The 19,899-nt window shown below is 40.8% G+C and carries 18 protein-coding genes; 5 read left to right on the top strand and 13 right to left on the bottom strand.

Annotated elements, in window-relative coordinates:
- Positions 1–108 precede the first annotated feature (108 nt).
- Together EHQ58_RS06995 and EHQ58_RS06990 are read left to right on the top strand one after the other, a co-directional pair.
- Positions 109–954 carry a bifunctional helix-turn-helix domain-containing protein/methylated-DNA--[protein]-cysteine S-methyltransferase gene (locus EHQ58_RS06995; protein WP_135623165.1) on the top strand — a complete coding sequence of 282 codons (846 nt, stop codon included), beginning with the start codon at positions 109–111 and terminating at the stop codon, positions 952–954.
- Positions 924–1,565 carry an alpha-ketoglutarate-dependent dioxygenase AlkB family protein gene (locus EHQ58_RS06990; protein WP_425460474.1) on the top strand — a complete coding sequence of 214 codons (642 nt, stop codon included), beginning with the start codon at positions 924–926 and terminating at the stop codon, positions 1,563–1,565. The genes EHQ58_RS06995 and EHQ58_RS06990 overlap by 31 nt, the downstream gene beginning before the upstream one ends.
- Positions 1,566–1,569: 4 nt before the next feature.
- Here the strand turns inward: EHQ58_RS06990 and EHQ58_RS06985 are convergent, their stop codons facing one another.
- The 6 genes from EHQ58_RS06985 to EHQ58_RS06960 all read right to left on the bottom strand — a co-directional run bounded on the left by EHQ58_RS06985 (position 1,570) and on the right by EHQ58_RS06960 (position 7,650).
- Positions 1,570–2,634 (bottom strand): LIC_12337 family protein, encoded by a 1,065-nt coding sequence (locus tag EHQ58_RS06985; protein ID WP_135623164.1) that lies wholly within the window; start codon positions 2,632–2,634, stop codon positions 1,570–1,572.
- Between the two features lie 10 nt (positions 2,635–2,644).
- Positions 2,645–2,863 (bottom strand): hypothetical protein, encoded by a 219-nt coding sequence (locus EHQ58_RS06980; RefSeq protein ID WP_135623163.1) that lies wholly within the window; start codon positions 2,861–2,863, stop codon positions 2,645–2,647.
- 142 nt (positions 2,864–3,005) lie between these two features.
- Entirely contained in the window at positions 3,006–3,416 is a 411-nt protein-coding gene (locus EHQ58_RS06975; RefSeq protein WP_135623162.1) for an iron chaperone, read from the bottom strand.
- 50 nt (positions 3,417–3,466) lie between these two features.
- Complete coding sequence (locus tag EHQ58_RS06970; RefSeq protein ID WP_135623161.1) at positions 3,467–4,615, bottom strand: DUF1577 domain-containing protein; 1,149 nt, start codon at positions 4,613–4,615, stop codon at positions 3,467–3,469.
- A gap of 147 nt (positions 4,616–4,762) precedes the next feature.
- The gene (locus tag EHQ58_RS06965; RefSeq protein WP_135623160.1) at positions 4,763–6,376 is read right to left on the bottom strand and encodes a fumarate hydratase; all 1,614 of its coding nucleotides are present in this window, start codon (positions 6,374–6,376) and stop codon (positions 4,763–4,765) included.
- A gap of 143 nt (positions 6,377–6,519) precedes the next feature.
- Entirely contained in the window at positions 6,520–7,650 is a 1,131-nt protein-coding gene (locus tag EHQ58_RS06960) for a hypothetical protein (protein WP_135623159.1), read from the bottom strand.
- 125 nt (positions 7,651–7,775) lie between these two features.
- On the opposite strand from EHQ58_RS06960, the gene EHQ58_RS06955 reads away from it, so the two are divergent.
- Positions 7,776–8,441 (top strand): S1 family peptidase, encoded by a 666-nt coding sequence (locus EHQ58_RS06955; protein ID WP_135623158.1) that lies wholly within the window; start codon positions 7,776–7,778, stop codon positions 8,439–8,441.
- 124 nt (positions 8,442–8,565) lie between these two features.
- Here the strand turns inward: EHQ58_RS06955 and EHQ58_RS06950 are convergent, their stop codons facing one another.
- Positions 8,566–10,194 carry a hypothetical protein gene (locus EHQ58_RS06950; protein ID WP_135623157.1) on the bottom strand — a complete coding sequence of 543 codons (1,629 nt, stop codon included), beginning with the start codon at positions 10,192–10,194 and terminating at the stop codon, positions 8,566–8,568.
- A 235-nt stretch (positions 10,195–10,429) separates the two neighbouring features.
- Here EHQ58_RS06950 and EHQ58_RS06945 point away from each other — a divergent pair, with 235 nt between their 5' ends.
- Positions 10,430–10,909, top strand: a complete 480-nt coding sequence (locus tag EHQ58_RS06945; protein WP_135623156.1) for an SRPBCC family protein — start codon at positions 10,430–10,432, stop codon at positions 10,907–10,909.
- A 44-nt stretch (positions 10,910–10,953) separates the two neighbouring features.
- Here EHQ58_RS06945 and EHQ58_RS06940 read toward each other — a convergent pair whose 3' ends face one another.
- The 6 genes from EHQ58_RS06940 to EHQ58_RS06915 form a co-directional block, all read right to left on the bottom strand.
- Positions 10,954–11,688 (bottom strand): lysoplasmalogenase, encoded by a 735-nt coding sequence (locus EHQ58_RS06940; RefSeq protein ID WP_135623155.1) that lies wholly within the window; start codon positions 11,686–11,688, stop codon positions 10,954–10,956.
- Complete coding sequence (locus EHQ58_RS06935; protein ID WP_135623154.1) at positions 11,685–12,326, bottom strand: hypothetical protein; 642 nt, start codon at positions 12,324–12,326, stop codon at positions 11,685–11,687. The genes EHQ58_RS06940 and EHQ58_RS06935 overlap by 4 nt, the downstream gene beginning before the upstream one ends.
- A 66-nt stretch (positions 12,327–12,392) precedes the next feature.
- Positions 12,393–14,789: an autotransporter outer membrane beta-barrel domain-containing protein gene (locus EHQ58_RS06930; protein WP_167883558.1), complete on the bottom strand. Its 2,397-nt coding sequence runs from the start codon at positions 14,787–14,789 to the stop codon at positions 12,393–12,395.
- 75 nt (positions 14,790–14,864) lie between these two features.
- Positions 14,865–15,284, bottom strand: a complete 420-nt coding sequence (locus tag EHQ58_RS06925) for a MaoC/PaaZ C-terminal domain-containing protein (RefSeq protein ID WP_135623152.1) — start codon at positions 15,282–15,284, stop codon at positions 14,865–14,867.
- Between the two features lie 16 nt (positions 15,285–15,300).
- Positions 15,301–15,738 carry an FAS1-like dehydratase domain-containing protein gene (locus EHQ58_RS06920; protein ID WP_135623151.1) on the bottom strand — a complete coding sequence of 146 codons (438 nt, stop codon included), beginning with the start codon at positions 15,736–15,738 and terminating at the stop codon, positions 15,301–15,303.
- Positions 15,739–15,752: 14 nt separating this feature from the next.
- Positions 15,753–16,619 carry an alpha/beta hydrolase gene (locus EHQ58_RS06915; RefSeq protein WP_135623150.1) on the bottom strand — a complete coding sequence of 289 codons (867 nt, stop codon included), beginning with the start codon at positions 16,617–16,619 and terminating at the stop codon, positions 15,753–15,755.
- A gap of 220 nt (positions 16,620–16,839) precedes the next feature.
- Between EHQ58_RS06915 and EHQ58_RS06910 the strand changes: the two genes are divergently transcribed.
- Positions 16,840–19,884, top strand: coding sequence for a hypothetical protein (locus EHQ58_RS06910; protein WP_135623149.1), 3,045 nt, complete (start codon positions 16,840–16,842; stop codon positions 19,882–19,884).
- The last annotated feature ends 15 nt before the right edge of the window (positions 19,885–19,899 follow it).

Below are 19,899 nucleotides of genomic sequence, written 5' to 3'. Positions count from 1 at the left end.
GATGTTTCATTCCCTTCCAACAAAAAATTTCGCTTTCTAAGTGATTTATTTTCAAAAAATAGCAAGAATCGGGTTTTGCATTTCAAATCTGTCTTTATACTAGAGATCATGAAAGAAGAGGAAAAAGACAATTTCAAACGTATCGCGGAGTCGATTCAATATTTACGAAACCACTTTCAATCTCAGCCAAACCTAGATGAGGTTGCAAGCAGGTTGAACTTAAGTCCCTTTCATTTTCAAAGGTTATTTACAGAATGGGCCGGCGTGAGTCCTAAAAAATTTTTACAATACACTACACTTGCCTATGCGAAGGAAAGGTTAAAAAAAGCGAATACTTCTCTTTTCGATGCCGCGTTCGATGCAGGACTCTCAGGTACTAGCAGATTGCATGATTTGTTTGTCAATATCGAAGGTATGACACCTGGGGAATATAAGAATGGTGGAGAGGAGCTAATCATCGAATACAGCTTAACAGAAAGTCCTTTTGGGAATCTTGTATGTGCGTCCACTCAGAAAGGAATTTGTCATCTAACGTTTTCAGATGATGAGACTGATTCCTTACGAAATATGATGGACATATTCCCGAATGCAAAATTTAGACAGGCTACGAGTCTCTTTCAAGAAAATGCCTTAAAGATTTTTCAGAAAGATTGGTCCGATATAGGTGAGATCAAATTGCATTTGAAAGGAACTCCTTTTCAGATCAAAGTTTGGGAAGCACTTCTAAAAATTCCTTCAGGAGAGCTGACCACTTATGGCTCGATTGCCAAAAGCATGCACCATCCAAAAGCGGCACGCGCCGTAGGTTCCGCGATAGGTGATAATCCTGTTGCTTACTTGATTCCCTGTCACCGGGTCATCCAATCATCTGGTGCTTTCGGTCAGTACCATTGGGGCAGCGAAAGAAAAGTGGCAATGATCGGTTGGGAAGCCTCACAGTTACAACTGGTCTAACTTTGCCTCTATTTCCGTCTGATCCAAAAACCAACCTACTTCCTTATGATGGAATTGTGAACGATTATGGTTTCATTCTCTCTCCCTTAGAAGCAGATAATTTTTTCGAGGCTATCTTATCGGAAACCGCCTGGAAGAGCGATGAGGCAGTTATTTTCGGCAAGCACATCATCACGAAACGTAAGGTCGCATGGTATGGAGATGGAGAGTACATCTATCATTATTCTGGAACCAGGAAACACTCTCTTCCTTGGACAAATTCCCTACTGGCACTCAAGGATCTCGTTGAGAAGAAAATGGATTTAACGTTTAACTCCTGCTTATTGAATTTATACCATTCCGGAGAGGAGGGGATGGCTTGGCATGCCGATGATGAAAAATCACTTGGAAAGAACACCACCATTGCCTCCGTGAGTTTAGGAGCCGAAAGAAAGTTTTCCTTTCGTCATAAAAAAACAAGAGAAACGGTTTCTCTTGTTTTGGCTCATGGAAGTTTACTCGTGATGAAAGGTGATACTCAATCCAATTGGCAGCATTGCCTTCCAAAATCCGCGAAGATAAAACACCCAAGGATCAATCTAACCTTTCGGCGTTTTTTGGAAGACACGTAAATTCTTAAGGAGCTGCGGTGCTTCTAAAAGCAATCGTCATCGAACCTAATTTAGTGGTAGTTATATCCGTATCCGAACCACTCGTCATCTCCGTGAACAAAGAATCAACGGATGCGATGGTGGGATACAATGTGCCACCTGTATTAAAGGAGTTTGTATCCGAGGTGACACCATCCGCAACAAAGTATTTTGTAGAATCAGTGGCACTTGGGTTACTATTCGTATTAAAATACGCATTGTTTGTCGTATTGGAAGTTGTGCATAAGGTGGCCGCTATCGCATTGTCATTGAAACCCCATTTCGCTGTCGAATAGTACGGGGAGACATTTTTCGTGATGAAGGCGATCGCATAATAATCCGCGTTGCCACCTGAGCATGTGGTTGAAGTAACAGGAACGGCCGCCGCTTTGTAGCTAACGGTTCCAGCAGTTGCATTTGCAGTGACTTTAATCCTTGCTGCTTGGATGGTTCCTGCGGATTCCAGTGGTCCATTCCAAGAACATACCATGGTTCCGTTTGCTGAACCACCGACCATAGAACACTCAATCTGTTTATTGGCAGTATTCAAATTCGTATCAAATTTGTTAGGTTGCCAAATGGCCAAGACTCCGCTTCCGGTCGATTTATCCGTTGCGCTATCAAAATACAACTCTAACGCTTTTGTGGCAGTTGAACCTGAACCTGACCAAATCTCAAAACTAGATTTATAAGTTTTGGCTCCAAGTGAAGCACTCGTAACGGAGCCATTAAAATTTGGAGTGTAACGAAACGTGTAGTTTCCGCTAACAGCCGTAACTGTGCTCGTTTGACTTAAGATATTTGAGCTAGCCAAATTTACTAAAATGGAGTCGATTCCTTTGACGATATCTTTGGTGAACTTGGCGATATCTCGAACTCCATCCCAATTGGAGCTAGCTGCAAATATGGGCTTCACACTTCCCATACTAACATCAATGACTAAGTCTTTCTTTGAATGGATGGAATACTGACGTGTCATTTCTTTCCAAGTTAAATCGAAAGAGAGCCCGAAAAAAATAACAAACGCGAAGATGATATATACTTTTTTCATGATCCTCTCCTTATTTCGCGACACCGTCAGGTATCGTGATAAAAAAACCTGTAGATTCAGTGGTGGTGTTTCTGTTTAGTAGGAAAAGTAAGAACAGACCACCATTATTATCCTTTTCCTCTTTTTTACAGGTTAGCGTAAGTAAGGTAGAAAGTAAGATCAGCCCGATGAGTAACCCTGGTGCGATCTTTTGAAAAATAACTCTTTTAATATTAAGAAGAAACTGCATATCTTTGAACTCTCCTGAACACAGAAAAGATCATCGCCAAGAATGGGTTCGTCAAGCCGATTTATGGAAATTTATTGATTGTAGGCTTTGAAAAATGTAGTTAAATTTACTCGGATTTGTTCCCATTCTAGCGAACGGATCATCATGATTTCAAATCCTTAACATCTTCCTTTGCTTTCTTTTTCTTAATTGTACGGTGATTTTCTTCCACTCTGTATTTGATGATTTTTAGGAGCAGATCAGTAGGCAGTGGTTCGTTAAGAGGAAATTGGATGGAACCTTTTCCTTGTTTGTACAGGGACAATTCATCCGAAAATTTGACATTTGCTGATGGAGTTGCATACAAGCCGATGTGACTTTCATATCCGGCGAAGTAAAGGAGGGGTTTACCATGAGTTTTATAAGCTGGCATGCCATAAGAGATGCTCTCCACCACTTCCTTTGCATTTTTAAGAATCAAAGCTCTAACCTTCTTTAAGCGAGACCTGGTTTTTTGGGGAAAGGATTCAATATAACTCTCCACTGTGATCACTTTTTTCATTTCAGATTTCATATTCACATTCCTCAGGAATCGGTGGAGATAAACACATAACAAAAATCAATCTAAATCGGGTTCAAATTGAGTTGTTTCAAAATTTCAATATTCTCTTGGAAACGTGCTTTCTCTACTTTTGATTTGCCAATGCCGATGATTTCTAAGCCTAACAGGAGTTCCCCTTTTTGGTTTAGCTTTGACCATGCGACTTTGGCAAACAAACGAAAGGGAGTTTGCATTTTGAAAACAATATCTAATCCGAATCCCTTCTGCTTCGGAAGTGTTTCTGTTAACTTTGGATGATTGACAACCATCTTTAGTCCTGTAGACGATACGTCCAATACGGGAAATTTATCCTCGGTTTTGATGAGATTGGCATCTTTGATCCTTTCGATCATTTCCTCCATTTTAGTCTGGATGGCATTGATTAAATCTTCAGTGATCGTCTTTGTTTTGCTTTTCACATGGACGTATCCAATCGGAATGTGTTCTTCCAATTCATTGATGTAAATGATCGGCAAAATGAGCATGGAAAGGATCTGACTGTCTCTATATTTTTTTATCTCATTGGCTATCTGGTCGTCTATGAGTTCATCATAATTGATAAATTGCGGATCGGACATTTGATAGGAATCTTCGGAAAGAGTGTCACGGAGTAGCAATGGCCGCATCTCTTTCTTGACGATCTCTAACTCTCGATCTAAATTTTCTCCAAAGATCTGAATGGAAACAGAATCCTCCTTTTCAAAGAGGGCTTGTATTTTTTTTTCATATTCTTCGAAATTGACTCTCACAAGCGTAGGAATATTAAACATATTTGCTTCGATGATTGTTTTAGAACTGATTATATTTGTAACTTTTATAAATCCTTCTTCACTTACAGGAACTCTAGGAGCACTGCGATCTTTTTTTGCAATACCTACTTCTCCTACTCTGACTTCAATTTTATTCTCACTGAGAATGGAAACCACGTTGCAATCAATTTCAACGTATCTGGCTAAGACGGCACTCATTTTAAACGATCTAATTTTTTCGAAATCCCAACCAGAAGAAAGTTTTAATATAATGGTATCATCATTGACAGTTACGATTTGTGCAGTTGCGAGAATTCCCTTCTCGTTAATGTTTAGCTCTTTTTCAAAGAGATAATTAGTTAAGATATGTTTTTTTTGTTTAGGATCAGAGACATGCTCCATCACTCGATTTTTCTTTTCCATATTCGTAACCCTTCAATAGTTTAAAAGACGAAGGTTTTAGTTAAAAACCATCACATATATTTAACAGTCTCATTGACGAAATGAACAAGGTTCTCTCACTTTTGAGGAAAGGGAACCTTACTCTCCCGTACATTCCACAAACTTGGTCTATGTCAACATTTGGAAGAAATCATTTCCTTTGTCATCAACGACGATAAATGCGGGAAAGTTTTCTACGTCAATGGCCCAAATGGCTTCCATCCCGAGTTCAGCGTAGTCTAACACCTCAACCTTTTTTATATTTTCTTTCGCAAGTAGCGCTGCAGGCCCTCCGATGGAACCGAGATAAAATCCACCATTCGTTTTACAGCTGTCAGTTACAATTTTCGAACGATTTCCTTTCGCAAGAGTGATCATCGAATACCCCTTCGCTTGGAAAAGTGGAACGTAACTATCCATCCTACCTGCGGTAGTCGGTCCGAAAGAACCGGAAGGCATTCCCTCCGGCGTTTTCGCAGGACCTGCATAATAAATCGGATGATTTTTAAAATAATCAGGTAAAGGCTCACCTTTATCTAACTTTTCTTTAAGTTTTGCATGAGCGCTGTCTCGTGCTACAACCAATCGACCAGATAACATAACTCTTGTTTTGACAGGATATTTTGTTAGAATACCTAGAATGTCTTTCATCGGTTGGTTTAAATCAATATGAACTGCCTCAGTGCCATCGTCCTTTTCTTTAACTGTCGGAAGGTAGCGAGCTGGATCGTATTCGAGTTCCTCGATAAAGATTCCGTCTTTTGTAATCTTAGCTTTTAAGTTTCTATCAGCGCTGCAGCTGAGACCGAGACCAACCGGACAAGATGCACCGTGTCTTGGTAATCTGATGATTCTAAAATCATGTGCTAAATACTTACCGCCAAACTGTGCACCAATTCCCGACTTTTGAGCTGCCTTTAACATCTTCTCCTCCAGCTCTAGATCTCGGAAGGCTACTCCTTCCTTATTACCTTTGGTAGGTAAATGGTCTAAGTAGCCTGCCGATGCTAGTTTCACAGTCTTTAGGTTAGCTTCGGCAGATGTTCCGCCAATAACTACCGCTATGTGATATGGAGGGCAGGCGGAAGTGCCAAGACCTGCTACTTTTTCGGAGATAAATTTTTCAAGGGAAGCGGGGTTTAAGAGGGCCTTTGTCTCTTGGTAAAGGTAGGTTTTATTTGCCGATCCACCGCCTTTTGCCAAGAAGAGAAAACTGTATTTATTGCCGGGAGTGGAGTAGATATCCACTTGAGCTGGTAAGTTCGAACCAGAATTGATTTCTTCATACATGCTTAAGGGGACAACTTGCGAATAACGCAAATTACGTTCTACATATGTATTATAAATGCCTCGAGAAAGCGCTTCGGCATCATCACTGCCCGTGATCACATATTCCCCCTTTTTTGCCACGACAATGCCCGTACCAGTGTCTTGGCAGGATGGCAACTGTTTGTCAGAGGCAATCACGGCATTTTTAAGTAAGGCCATAGCAACGAATCGATCGTTTTTGGTAGCCTCAGGATCATCTAAAATATTTCTTACTTTTTGTAAGTGGCCTGGCCTGAGATAAAAGGCAATGTCTTCCATCGCTCTTTGTGCGAGAAAGGTTAGTCCCTCTGGTTCCACTTTTAGGATTTCTTTGTCACCGAAAGGGACTGTGCTGACAAAATCTTTTGTGAGAAGTTTGTACGGAGTGGTATCTTCACCCAAGGGGAATGGATCAGTATAAAAGAATTCTGGCATAGAAACCTCAAGGAATATGAGTCTACACTATGAAGGAATCTCCTGATCGTAAATGCATTTTTTTGGTAGGAGTCGATTTCGCCTCTCTGGAAGAGAGATAGAAAGACGGGGCCCGCCAAGAGCAAACCCCATCAAAATTGGCCTTAGAAGATGACCGCAAGCGTTTCGTTGATAGCAGATCCCGAAACTGTACCTGTGATGGTAATCGTGTACTTTCCAGAAAGAGTTCCAGATGCGGAACTGTAATCAGAAAGACCTGTAAATTTTAAATCTTTCAGAGTCACATTGCTCGCAGTTTTACCACCTTGCGTGATGGTGAGGCCTGCTGTGGAATTTGAAGTCGAAGTAAATGTTCCTGAAATGGAATAGCTTGTGGAACTACTATATTTTAATAGAGTATTGCTATCTGTCGTGTAGCTTAGTGTTCCAGCGATGGTTGCTTGGTTATACGTAGCATCGAAGTCTGCATAATAAGCTTGGTAAACAGAACATTCTGGTTTCGTAGAGGTGAAGATGGAAGTTCCACTGTATTTTTTTAATAAGGCAATGGCTTTGTAGATATCTGAATAAAGTGTCCCAAAATTAGTAAAGGTAACATCCGCAGAAGTTTTAGTCTGTGAAGTTAAGCCTGTGGTTCCCGTTGAAGTTCCACTGAATTTTGTCTTATAGCTTCCGTTTGTAAAGGCAGCTGTACCTTGGTCAACCTTGCTTGCAGTAGTATAAGTAGTAACTTTACAAGAAGTGGATCCACTTGTTAAAGCTGTAATGTCCGTCTCCCCTTTTGAGTAAGTGGCACCTTTCACAGTTCCGCTGAATGTGTAGGAAGTAAAACCATCGGAATCCGTCGTAGAAGAACTCCAAGCTGTGAGTCTTTTTTCGGCGTTAGCTTTTGCGGCCTGGCTTTTAGCAAATTCTACTTTCTTTTTCAACATGGTGACAACGGCATCCTTTGCTTTTTGAGAGTCTTTGCCATAACGTAATACGGAATTGATGGCGAACATCTCCTCTCGATCCATGGCATTTTTATCCTTCATGGTAAACGAAGAAGTATTCGTTGTCGTTGTGACACTGGAAGAGATACCAGAGATGGCAGAGGAAACAGAAGTGGACTGTCCAACTGGTGTTGTGACATCACTCGTTTGGGTTGCCGCCGTAGAGCTATTTGTGAGTAGGAATAATAATCCCAGTTGGCCCGTTTTATCGTCCTTTTCTTTTTTGCAATTTGTGATTGTGATCATAGCAATGAGTAGAATGCTTAAGATTTTGGTTTTCATTTTTTTCTCCTGTCGATTAGTGAATTCTGTTTTAGAATAAGTTGCAATATTTTTTTCTAACGCGTGTCATCATTCTGCAGAATCTTAATATTCTTTTTTTTTGAAGTGAACGAGGTTTTTTTTTCATGAAGGCAATAAATTTAATTTTTATAATAATTCTAACGCTTGAAAGTTGTCATAAATCGGATGACACCAACTCAACATCTCCATTAGCTGCGTATCTGCAAGCACGTGTTATATCTATCTCGTTAGAACCGAAAACACCAGGAAATGCCTGGATTGGATCCGGGTTTTTTGTTTCAAGAGATGGCCACATCCTAACGACGGCTCATGTATTGCAGGGACAGAAAAAAGTTTATGTCTCATATAAAAACCTCACCGCTACCTTAATCGAAAAGGATGTGGCGATCGATCTGGCTCTTTTGAAATTGGAAAATGATTCGGATGAGGTACCGTTTTTAGATGTCTTTCCTGGGAAGGAGGCCGACTACGGCGACACCGTCTATTCTATGGGAACTCCGTTTGGCGAAGAGGAATCTTTTTTCATCTCTCATGTTTCGAAACCAAATGTACTTGGTGGTGATCCTACCGAACCGAATCGAACTTACATTCAGTTAGATCGCATATTTTTTCCTGGGTTTTCTGGTGCTCCCCTGATCAATGCGAAACGGGAATTGGTCGGAGTGGCAAGATACCAGATTGCCTTAAGTGAAACCAAACATTCTGGGCTCGGTTATGCGATCCAAGCGGAAGCAGTCGAGAATTTCCTTAAGACACATTTGGAGAAATGAAGTGATCGCTAGCTGCATTTCTACAATCGTTCTCTGGGGTTACTCGAATTTGTTTTAGTAAGAGGACTAAATTCGATGCGGAAAATATAAATTTTTGGTAGGATGACATACTAGAAAACAAATCTCAAAATTGATAAACTTTCCCATCTTTGTGTTTCCAGGTAAGATTCCCCTTCGGCCATTCTGTCACCTCATGTCCGTCGTATAAATAAACAATTGTTTGGTTTTGGAAAAAGGTGGCCTTGTAGCTTGCTCCTCGAATCGTATACGTGCCATCTTTAAACAAATAAATTTGTTCTTTTCTGGGTGTTGTAAATTGTCCTTCCAATTTACCCTCGATGGATTTTGTATCTAAGGCGAAGGCTTTTCTTAAATTAGGCCGAGAATTTGGATCATCGAGGTGCGGAAGTTCACTATCTTCATTGAGATAATTTAAACTGTAGATATCAATTGCCCAGTCTTTGAGGGTATCTCCCATAAATTCAGCCATTTCTGGTACTTTTTTATATTTTGATAAATCTTTATATACTGCTTTTAATATTTGCTCTGGTGATTTTGATGTTAGATTACGAAAGATCACATCTTCCTTTTCTCCTAAACAAGATTTTGACCAAATATCGAGTACTGCCTTTTCTCCGTAATTCTCAGCGATGTATCTAAAAGTTTGCCCTCCCAAAAGATAGGGGTCTTCTTTTGTTAGCTGGGGTTCTTTTCCTGGTAAAACATATTTTTCAAAAAAGAGTATCCGATCATTTCCTCTTTTTTTGCTGCTACCGATGTAACCCAAATATTCCGCCATCCCTTCATTAAACCATGCTGAGAATTGTTGTTCTGGTAATTTTTGATCTCTGCGTAAAATGGCACATTGGACTTGCTGTAGATGGTGGCCCCATTCGTGGTAAAGCATGTGGGTATGATGGACTGCTTTTGATTTTTCTCTAACATCTTTTTCATTTCCAACATAACCAACGATTGGCGATAAACTGCAAAAACTGATTCCGAAAATGCCACCTCGACCACCTGCACAATCGGCGTTTTGTAAATTGATAAAATTTCTAAACGGACTCGCATTTTTAAAGAAAACGACAGGTATTTGTTTGGAAGTGGTATATCCCGTTTTTTCGATGTAATCTTCAAACCGACTGTAGGCATTTCCTTCTAAAAAGGCATCTATCCAAGCTTCATGTTCTGGCTCGTGGTAAAAGTGAAATCGTCCTGATTTCTTTACCCGACTCGTGAAAAGGTTTTCCGGAAATAATTGAAAGAACCATCTGTCTTGAAAGTTCTCATAAAAATAAAAGTTGGTTTGGAATGCCTTATGGTAGTATTGGGAAAGACTTGATCCATTCGGGTCGGTAAATCGGAAGTTCTTGGGAAGTCCGTTACCGTTCTCACCATTGGTATGAAAGGTATGATTCTCTTTTGTGACAATCCAATTCGAAGGATTCCAAAAGGTCAGCTCTCTACCGTCTTTAAATGTCCACTTGTAGGTTCTTTCTTTCCATTTATAAACGGCGCCACCATCAGGTCCCGTTGTCGCTCCTTCAGGAAAGCCAGAAAAATCTAATTCAATATTTGCATTCGATGGAAATTTCTGGTTCTGAAGTTGATCATAGGATTGTGGAACTTTCGAAACGGGAAATTCAAAATCCAAATCTCCAGACTGATTCTTAAGAGGAACGGGTAGTAAAGAAGTAACGGATAGTAGAAAGATAGAAATCAGGAGCAAGAAGGGATATCGTGAGATTGGCATGGAACTTACCTACGGATGGGTATTGGATTCCGTTTCATAGAAATTGACAAACATTTTTTTGATTTTGGAGTCGTTCGAAAACGATCCACACTTTTCGTAGGTTCAGATGAGCCTCAGACATGCAGATGATTTTCAAATGATAAAAAATGCCCACTTTCTTTCTGACTGAAATGAGAATGTTGTTTTTCATTTTAGGAAAGGCTACAAAGATTGTGATTCTTAGATTTATTGAACTATGACACCGATCAAGATCCACAAACTGAATGACTTAGAGATAGAAATAACTCGAACCTTCGATGTGCCGAGAAAATTGGTTTTCGATTGTTTCACAAAACCAGAATTATTGAAACACTGGATGATTGGTCCGAGTGGATGGACCTTCCAAGAATGTAAAGTCGACCTTCGCGTTCGCGGTAAGTTTCGTTTTGTTTGGCAGAATGAAGAAGGTATGAAAATGGGAGTTTCTGGTGTTTATAAAGAGGTGCTAGCACCAGAAAAGCTTGTAAATACGGAATTGGTGGAAGCTGGTCCGACGGCAAATGAAACAATGAGTACACTGATTCTGGAAGAGAAAAATGGAAAAACATTAATGAAAAACTCAGTTAAGTATCCATCCAAGGATGTTCGAGACGCAGCTTTGGGAAGTCATTTAGAAGAGGGTATGGCCATAAGTTATGATCGGCTCGAGACCCTCTGCCTAAAGCTTAATCGTTAATCATTTTAATAAATACGAACCCACGAATCACGAGACAACATCCATCAATGAAGTAGAGTATGAGAGAGTAAAAAAAATCCAACTAAGAGGAAACTTTGTGCGATTAAATAAGTAATCCATGGAACCTGGTATTCCCAAACAGGGTGCCTTTCTCCATGTATCGTCGTCTCTCCCATAATGGCATCTGAGGCCAAAAAGAAAACTCCACCTAACATAAGATAAATCCAATAGCCGCCATAAAGCAGATACGCATTTACAGTCAGAGATACAAAAAAGCACAAAATCAAACCGTATATAAAAGCGGCGATCATGATTGGTTTTGGTCTTTTAGGATTGTAAACTCGGAAATAAAATATTACCCCAGGTAAAATAACAAAGCCTGCAGAGATCAGATAAGGAACGATTCCGACATACAGAATGGAAATTGGGACCAACTGAAAAAAAGCGGAGAGATAAAAAAATTGGGCCATAATAAAACCGACAATGCCGCCGATGATCGGATCCTCATTATTTTTCTGTGCGATTGGAAATTGTAAATTGAACCAATCGCCTATGAACGAGAAGGCGACTGCGAAAACCGGGGCTAAAAATACCGATCGACCTAGATAAAACAAGAGAAGTGCAAAGATTAAAATTTGAAAAGAAAATCCAAGATAGACTCCTCTGATTAACTCCAGGCGTGCTTTTGCCGAAGGAATGGCTCGAATCGTAAACCAATGGATTAAAAAGGCACTAAAAACGGCAAAGGGAATAGAGATTAATATCGCATAATATGTCATTTTACACACCGGATCAAATAGGCATTGTTTGGGCTACTTTTTCCAAAGACTCCATTTTCAGAATTGAAAGTATAGTACAATTCGTTTGCAAATTGGTTTGTGGCGAGCGAAGAATCTAACTTGTGATAGACACCATCGGCAATTCTTGTAGAAGTCCAAAATAAATTTTTAGATTCCCCCCACTTTCGCGTGAGACCACTTTCATAAGCAAATTTCATCTCCATATCGGTAGGCAATCTGAAACCAATAGAATTGCATTTCTTATCAGCAGATTCAAAATTTTTAGGTTCGAACACATCTGACCAGGTAAGTATTTGCAGATCAAAAAAATATTCCTCATTTGCCCCCGATAACCACAACAGAGGAAGTCCTAAACCTAGGGGAGAAAGAAGAATCGTGAACCAATTTACCTTTCTATCTAATTCAACTTTCTTAAGAAGGACGTCATCCTTTCTAAATGTTACCAAATGTTTTTCGCCTATGAAATTATTAAGCTCTATCGTAACGGGTGTAATGCCCTTGGATTTGCCTTGCAGAATCACTTCGACTCCATTCGGGTTGGTGACGATCTTGGAGGTCGTGCTACAGAAAAGGTGGAAGAGAGATAAGAATAGAAGGAGGAACATCTTTGGTTTCATCGCTTTCAGCCTCTAAGAAATTTGTATCTGCATCACTTGGAAAAGCAAGGCAAATTGGTTAAAAATCTAATTCACTAGCGATTTATCACTCTTTCGAATACGAGCTAAGTAGGACCTTTTCCTTCCAGAAACCGCAGAAAATCTTCCTAAGAAAAAATAATCTGTAGTTGATTCGCCCATTCGATAGACTTCGGAATTGAAAGTAGGGGAAAAGTCAGTTAGCTGAAGCGTATCGGATAGAACGGCAGCAAAATTGCTTTTGGTCTGCGAACGAACACTATTAAACGTACCCATAAAAAATAGTTCGGAAGAGTTCGCATAAACGTAGTTCACTCTTTGACCGGAGGCAGGTAGAATGTTAAGTGAATGCGTAATGGGGTTGAAGTTATCGATATCGTAAATACCTAAACAGCATCCAGTACTACCTCCAGGTGCCGAATTGTTATCAAATCCGATAATTAGTCGTCCATTTGACTCCACAAGACTGTAAGCGCTACCAATCGCAGTGCCAGATGGTGATTGTAATAGATTGCCATTTGATTCGTTTACCACCGCAAAACGGTTGATAGCAGTTGAGCCATTGATCTGCGTAAAATCCCCTCCTAAGACCAACTTACCATTCGAGAGTTTTATGAAATCTTTAATACTGAAGTTAGTATTTGGATTCAGACCAAAAGTTAGTTGATTATTTTCTGGATTTAATGTCACTATATGATTGATTGATGTCCCATTGACCGTCGCATAGCCGCCAGTAATTAATATGTTATTATCGAAGTTCGAAATTCGATAGACGTTATTTGTATATCCCGAAATCGAAATCGATAGGTTGCTGAGAGATGGTGTCGACTTGATATCAAACGAAGCAAATCGAGTCCTCGTCTGACCACCAATTGCAGTGAAAGCTCCTCCGATATAAAGTTGATCCTGATAGATGTGCATTGCTTGAATGACTTCTATACCTCCTGGATGCGTAAAACTAGGATTCCAATCTGTAGGTTGGCCCGTCGTTAAATCCATTTCAGCTAGGTAGCTTCTCGCCTTACCTTGTAATGTCGGAAACGAGCCGCCAACAAGATAATTACCGTTGGAAAATTTCAAGATATCTCCGTAATCCTGTTGGTTGGGTCCTCCGATGTTGGCATTCCAAGAAACGAGAGTATCGTTTGTTGGGTCAATGCTCGCGACATACGGAATGGATGTATCTAAAATGGAAGTAAAACTTCCGATCAAAAAGATTTTATTATCTACCTCGCGAACCATAGTGACAAGGCCGGATAAAATTTTAAAGTCTTTGGTTAAATCACTTCCGGTCGTTGGATCAAAAGTGATAAGGCTTTGTCTCGGAGTGGAAAAATTACCTGCCACATAAAGTTTGTTATTTGAAATATATACAGATCGGACAGTGGAATCAAGTTGAGTATTGCCCCAGATAAAAGATCCTGAATTGCCAATTTTAGCCAGATAATTGGCAGTATTGCTCGATATCGTGGTAAAACTGCCGCCCACATAGAGATTTGTTCCCTCAAGGAAGATAGATTGAACCGTACCATCGGGATCTCCCAATGCATTCACAACGGTACCTGTTGTCAAATTGATCCGAGCAAGATTTGACAAAGTAGATCCTCCGATTTGGCTAAACTGCCCACCAACATAGAGATCCGTGTTGTCAGTTTGTATATCGTTAACTTCACCACCAGTGATGACTGGATTCCAACTGGTATCCAGAGCACCTGAGCTGGGGTTAACGGCTGCAAGATGAGTTCTGGTATCGGATCCAGTTGTGGCAAAGGTTCCAGAAAAGACCCCACCAAGATACAATTTTCCATTGTGGAGAAGAAGAGTCCTGACATCAGCACCGGAATCCGCCATATTGACATTAAAAGTCGTATCGATAGAACAATCTGCTTTGATTTTGGCAATGGCTCGTCTTGGGATTCCAAAGATATGATTAAAGGTCCCAGCAACGAAAGCATTTCCATTGCCATCGCTGAGGATGCGATTGACATTCCCGTCGATTTCAAAGTAGGGACAAGAGGTCTGAGGAAGAAGTACTTGGTCGCTTCCATTTAACATGGCTAAGGAACCAGTGTTTGGTCCGATGTAGTCAAAAACACCGCCGACATAGGCCTTGGTTCCATTGATTTTAATATCTCGTACTAAACCAGCACCTGCATTGATAGAAAAAAATCCCCAAAGCGGAACTCGAATTTCAGATGATGAATTTGGAGCCGACTCACTCGCAACCGAAGGATCTATATTTGCAGCAAAAAAAGGTGGGTAACAGCCAGCGGATCGAATCTGTAAGTATTGAACGAGAAGAGATATTTTTAGAAAATCTAAGGATGTTGGATCACAATCTTTTCGTAAATTTAACGGTTTACAGAATGAAAAGAAACTGATGAAGATGAGTGAAAATACGTAAAATTTTTTATTAAAATGATAAGCGATCATTTTAATAGTCATCGTTTTTGATGACTGAAAATTTGCGAGCACGTAAAAATTTAATCCGTGCCCGCATAACATAAAAAGTGAAACTTTTTAAACTGCGTTGACGACTAGATCTCCGCCTGCCTTCACTTCTCCCGCTTCGTTTTTTGCTTCCACAAGAACGGTTACTGTTTTTTTACCATCTTTTTCGAATTTCTTTTTTATGGTTCCCACTACAGTAAGTTTCTCTCCGAGTTTTGTCATTGCTTTGAAAGTGACTCCAAAATAGGCAATGTCCTTTTGCTCCGCCCATGACGTGCACAAACGACCAACTTGAGCCATCACATACATACCATGAGAGATCGTTCCCTCGAGACCCGCTTTCCTTGCAAAATCAGGGTCATTGTGAATAGGATTGAAGTCTCCAGATGCACCCGCATAACGAACTAGATGCGCATGAGTGATGGGATCTATCTCCAACGGAGTGAGAGATTGTCCTACTTCTACTTGATCAAAATTGATTTTAGCCATAGTAATTGTTCTCCTGTTAATCCTTACGAATGAAAATCGCCATCTCGGCTGAGAGAATAGGATCATTTGCTGCATCGTAGATTGTAGTTTTAAATGTAACAATCTCAGCTCTTCCTACTTTCACGTCTGAAATTTCGGACTGCGCAGATACCTTTCCTGGATACAAAACTTTATGGTAGGTGTATTCCTCTTTTAAGTGCAAGATTTTGGAAAGATCGATCCCAAGCTCAGCCATATCATTCCAAATTTTCGGGTATCCCCAAAACATAATGACCGTCGGAAACGTAGGTGGTGCAGGAATGTCCGTATAACCAGCCTTTTTCGCTTCTTCTAAGTCAAAATAGATGGGGTTTTTTTCATGGATCGCTAAACAAAATTCTTTAATTTTGCCTCGTTCCACAGTAAATTCAAATCGATCTAGTTTTTTACCAACTATCTCTTTGCTAATCGCCATTGGCTATGTTCTCCTTAATGTTTGTCTATCCATGTCACTAATTCTTTAAATACGTTCGCACGATCTTTCGGAAGTTCGTTCATGGTTTCATGATACAATCCGTCATATAATTTCAAAGTTTTGTCAATCGAGGCAACTCGCTCAAATGCATCAGAGCTCCCAGTAGCTAAAGCGATCTTATCTTCTTTTCCATGAAACATGTAAATCGGTATTTTGATGTTAGCTGCAGTATTCAAAGCTAACTCGTAGCAGTTGAGTAAAAAATCACCAAGGTAGGAAGAGATGTTTCCATGCACAAGAGGATCATTCACATACGCCTCCACAACATTTTTATCATGAGATAAAAAATTAACATCAAGGCCTGCCGGAACTGTAAGTGTTGGCAAAACATTTGCTAAAAATCCACCGATTCCTTTTTTTACTTCCATCATTAGGTCAGTTTGTACTTTGATCGCTAGTCCGCTCGTGATCAGAGCATCAATGTCCTCTTGGTGGTTGTCGATGCCGGTATATAGAAAGGAAATCACGGCACCCATGGAGTGTCCCAAAAGAGTGATTTTTTTGACGCCCTCTCGTTGTTTTGCGATCCCGATGAGCTGATTTAGATCGGCAAAAAAATCAGATACATGTCCTACAACACCCCTTCTACCGTCCGAGCGTCCGTGTCCACGCGCATCTAAAAGATAAATTACGAATTCTTTGTTTGAAAAGGAATCAATGAGGTTAGAATAACGACCGCTATGTTCGCCGAAACCATGATGTACAATGAGCACACGCTTGGCACCCGACATAGGGCGGTAGATCTGATAAAAAATTTTACCGCCATCTTTATTTACGAATGTAGATTCCTCACGGGTAAACGTATTCGGCCATATGCTCATAGAATGCTAAAATGACTGGGAGAAACGGAAAAAGAAACAACTTTTCCTTCCAAATTTTGGTTTCAAGGCCAGTCAGTGGAATCTATAGACAATTTTTCCCTCTTCATTTGTTATATCCAATAGAGGACAAAATTTGCGCATGATTATGTCATTTTTAAAAAACAGATATATGCTTTTGTTCGGGATTGGATTGGCGTTTTGTACCTCTTGCATCGCCCCCGTGCAACAAAGTTGGATTGAACTAGCTAGTTTTCTGAGAAACCAAAGTACAAGAACTGCTATTACCTCAACCGGAAAAGTATTTGTGACCGTGAGCGGACTGGAAGGATCAGGTCTTGCCTTAACGCTCAATGATTCGGAAAATTTAAATGTCAATTCGAATGGAGAGGTTTTTTTCGATACTCTCATCGCACAAGGTGCGACTTACGCTGTCGTAGTAAAAACGCAGCCGACAAATCCCACTCAGTCCTGCTCCGTTTCGGGCGGAACAGGAACATTGGTATCGGGAGATATCAAATCAATAGTTGTCAATTGCAGTACCACAAGATACACCTTAGGTGGTTCCATCTCGGGTTTACTCGGGACAGGTCTCGTTTTGACAAACAACGGCACAGACACTCTCTCCCTCTCTTCTGATGGATCCTTTGCATTTACCACCACATACAATGTAGGAGCAACGTATTCTGTTGTTGTCACGACTTCACCCATCCATCCAACACAAACTTGCTCGGTTACGAACGGAAGCGGAAGCTTTACTTCTGCAAACAATATTTCCAATCTTAGTATTTCCTGTACTACCACAGGACGTGCGATTCGCGTGAACGTTTCCGGAATCGCTTCTGGAAATTTAACCCTATCAAATAACAATTCTGATTCATTAACGGTTACTTCGAATGGAAGCTTTGTGTTTCCAACGGATGTGGCCATCGGAAGCGGTTATTCTGTTACAGTCACATCCTCTCCCTCTTCTCATGTATGTGCTCTCAGCTCTGCGACAGGTACCATTTCCACCTCTGATGCGACGGTCACAGTGAATTGTTTTAGTTTACTTGCTCAAACGCCTGCTAATTTCTCAGTTTTAAATACAAACCAATCGATAGTCTTTCGATTTTCTGCAGCTGTTACAAATACGAGTTGTACCTTTGGAACTGGAAATTTAACAACAGGTGGAACGGCATCATTCTCCGTAAGCACCACGAATTTGACAAATGATACACTCACACTTTCTACAAGTACTACTTGGAATCCGGCATCTGTCTCGCATACATTTACTTGTACGAGCGCCGCAGGCAATTCGTTAGCCTCTGGCTCGATTGCTGTTCGTTATACGATTCCATCTAGTACGAAGTATGTGAGCACCGCTTCAGGAAGTGATGCCAATCCTGGCACAGCAGCTTCCCCGTACGCCACAATTCAGTATGCGATTGGGGCTATGAATCCTTGCGGTACTCCTCCGTGTGTCATATTGGTCGAGGATGGAACATACGAGACGACCACAAATATTACTGTATATAATAACGTGTCATTATACGGTGGTTATACGCCTGGCACCTCGTTTGCAACGCGCAATTCTTCGGCAAGGCAGACGATCATTCAAAAATCTACGCCTACAGATTGTGGCGGTGCTTTGTTTAGTGGACCTAATCCTTGTCCTACATTACGCATTGATCCTGCTGTTACGAATGCGACGTATGTCGATGGCTTTAAAATCATAGGAGCCACCGATTCGAATGAAACGGTTGCAGTATCCGTAATCACGGGAAAGGTCATCCTATCGAATAATACACTTCAGGGTGGGACGGGCAATAAAGCAGCAGGCTTATTTCTAAGTAATTTTGGTGGCAGTAACACAAGTGATACGACAATGGGAGCGATACTAAGTAACACGATCACTGGCGGAAGCTGCACTCCTGTATCCTGCGAAACCTATGGAGTCTTTTATTTCAGCTCGACTGGCGGATTATTTCCCTTCCTACAAAGCAATACGATCACTGGCGGAACCTGCAGTTCGCTCTCTTGCAAGAGCTATGGGTTTTATCTCGTAACGGCGTCCTCACCTGATTTAACTTTAATTAGATACAATACAATCAACGGAGGAACACTTTCTTCTTCTCTTTCAGGATCCGAGAGTGTAGGTCTGCACATAAATAATAACTCTGTGGCAGGAAAAATATATGGAAATTCCATAAGTGCGGGAACTGCGGAGACGTCGGTTGGTGTTTCGTTAGGAGTAGCCATGGGTTCCTTTGCTCTCGGGGACAATTCCCTCAAATCAGGTAATACTGTATACGGTGGCGTTGGTGGACTGTTTTCGTATGGTGTTCGGATGCCCGCAGGCGGAAGCGTCTTCTCCAATTCTATCCATGGCGGCAATGTTACCTCTTCGAGTTCGGCGACAACACGAGGAATTTATTCAGCAAGTGGGGTAGTATCGATCAATAACAATCGGATTTATGGTGGAAACGCGACGGCGACGGGCTCTTCTGCTTCATTTTCATATGGACTAGATATTTCATCTCCAAGTGCTACCTCAATCGTCGATGGAAATCATATTTCAGCCGGAAATAGTAGAAATAATGGAACGAGTAATTCCTTTACCTTCGGTGCTTATTTTAATAGTGTTTCTTCTTCTCTCAATATTTACAATAATATGATAGATGGCGGAACGTGTTCTCTTGCCAACTCCACGTATACTTGCAGGTCGCTCGGCCTGGCACTCAACCAGAACACTTTTGCAACCAATATATTTTATAATACGATCTACTCTGGTGTGGCAGAAGATATTTCCATACCGTTATATTTTCTGGGAACCAGCTCACAAAATGCAAATGTCCAAAACAACATTCTATACACGGAAGTTGGAGCAAGCACTCGCCATTGTTTGTTGCATGACGGACTGACAGAGGCTACCAATCTAACGAGTTTAAAGGGAAATGTATTTTATGGTTGTCCCACTTTAGTCAAATATCCATCGACAACGGCTGATAATATCTGTTCGGGAGGAGTTGTGAGCGATGGCGCTTGTGGCACGTCCTCTATCTCCACCATATCAACCTTAAATGTCTATGTAGACCCTCGGCAGAGTGTTACGACCACCACCTATAGCATGAAATTTCGCAACTATTCCTCTAGTTCTCCTTGTACGGCCACACGGATACTCAACACTCTCGGTTCACCTGCGTATGATATTTTCAATGCAGCTCGTCCAGGTTCGGTAACGGGTATCAGCGCAGGAGCGATCGAGTATGATGGCACTTGCCAGTAAAAATTAGTTTTTTAT

Origin of the sequence: Leptospira ognonensis (assembly GCF_004770745.1) — a bacterium.
Lineage (GTDB): Bacteria > Spirochaetota > Leptospiria > Leptospirales > Leptospiraceae > Leptospira_A > Leptospira_A ognonensis.
The sequence above is the reverse complement of the archived record's forward strand: the minus strand, read 5'-3'. Positions and strand labels throughout refer to the sequence as shown.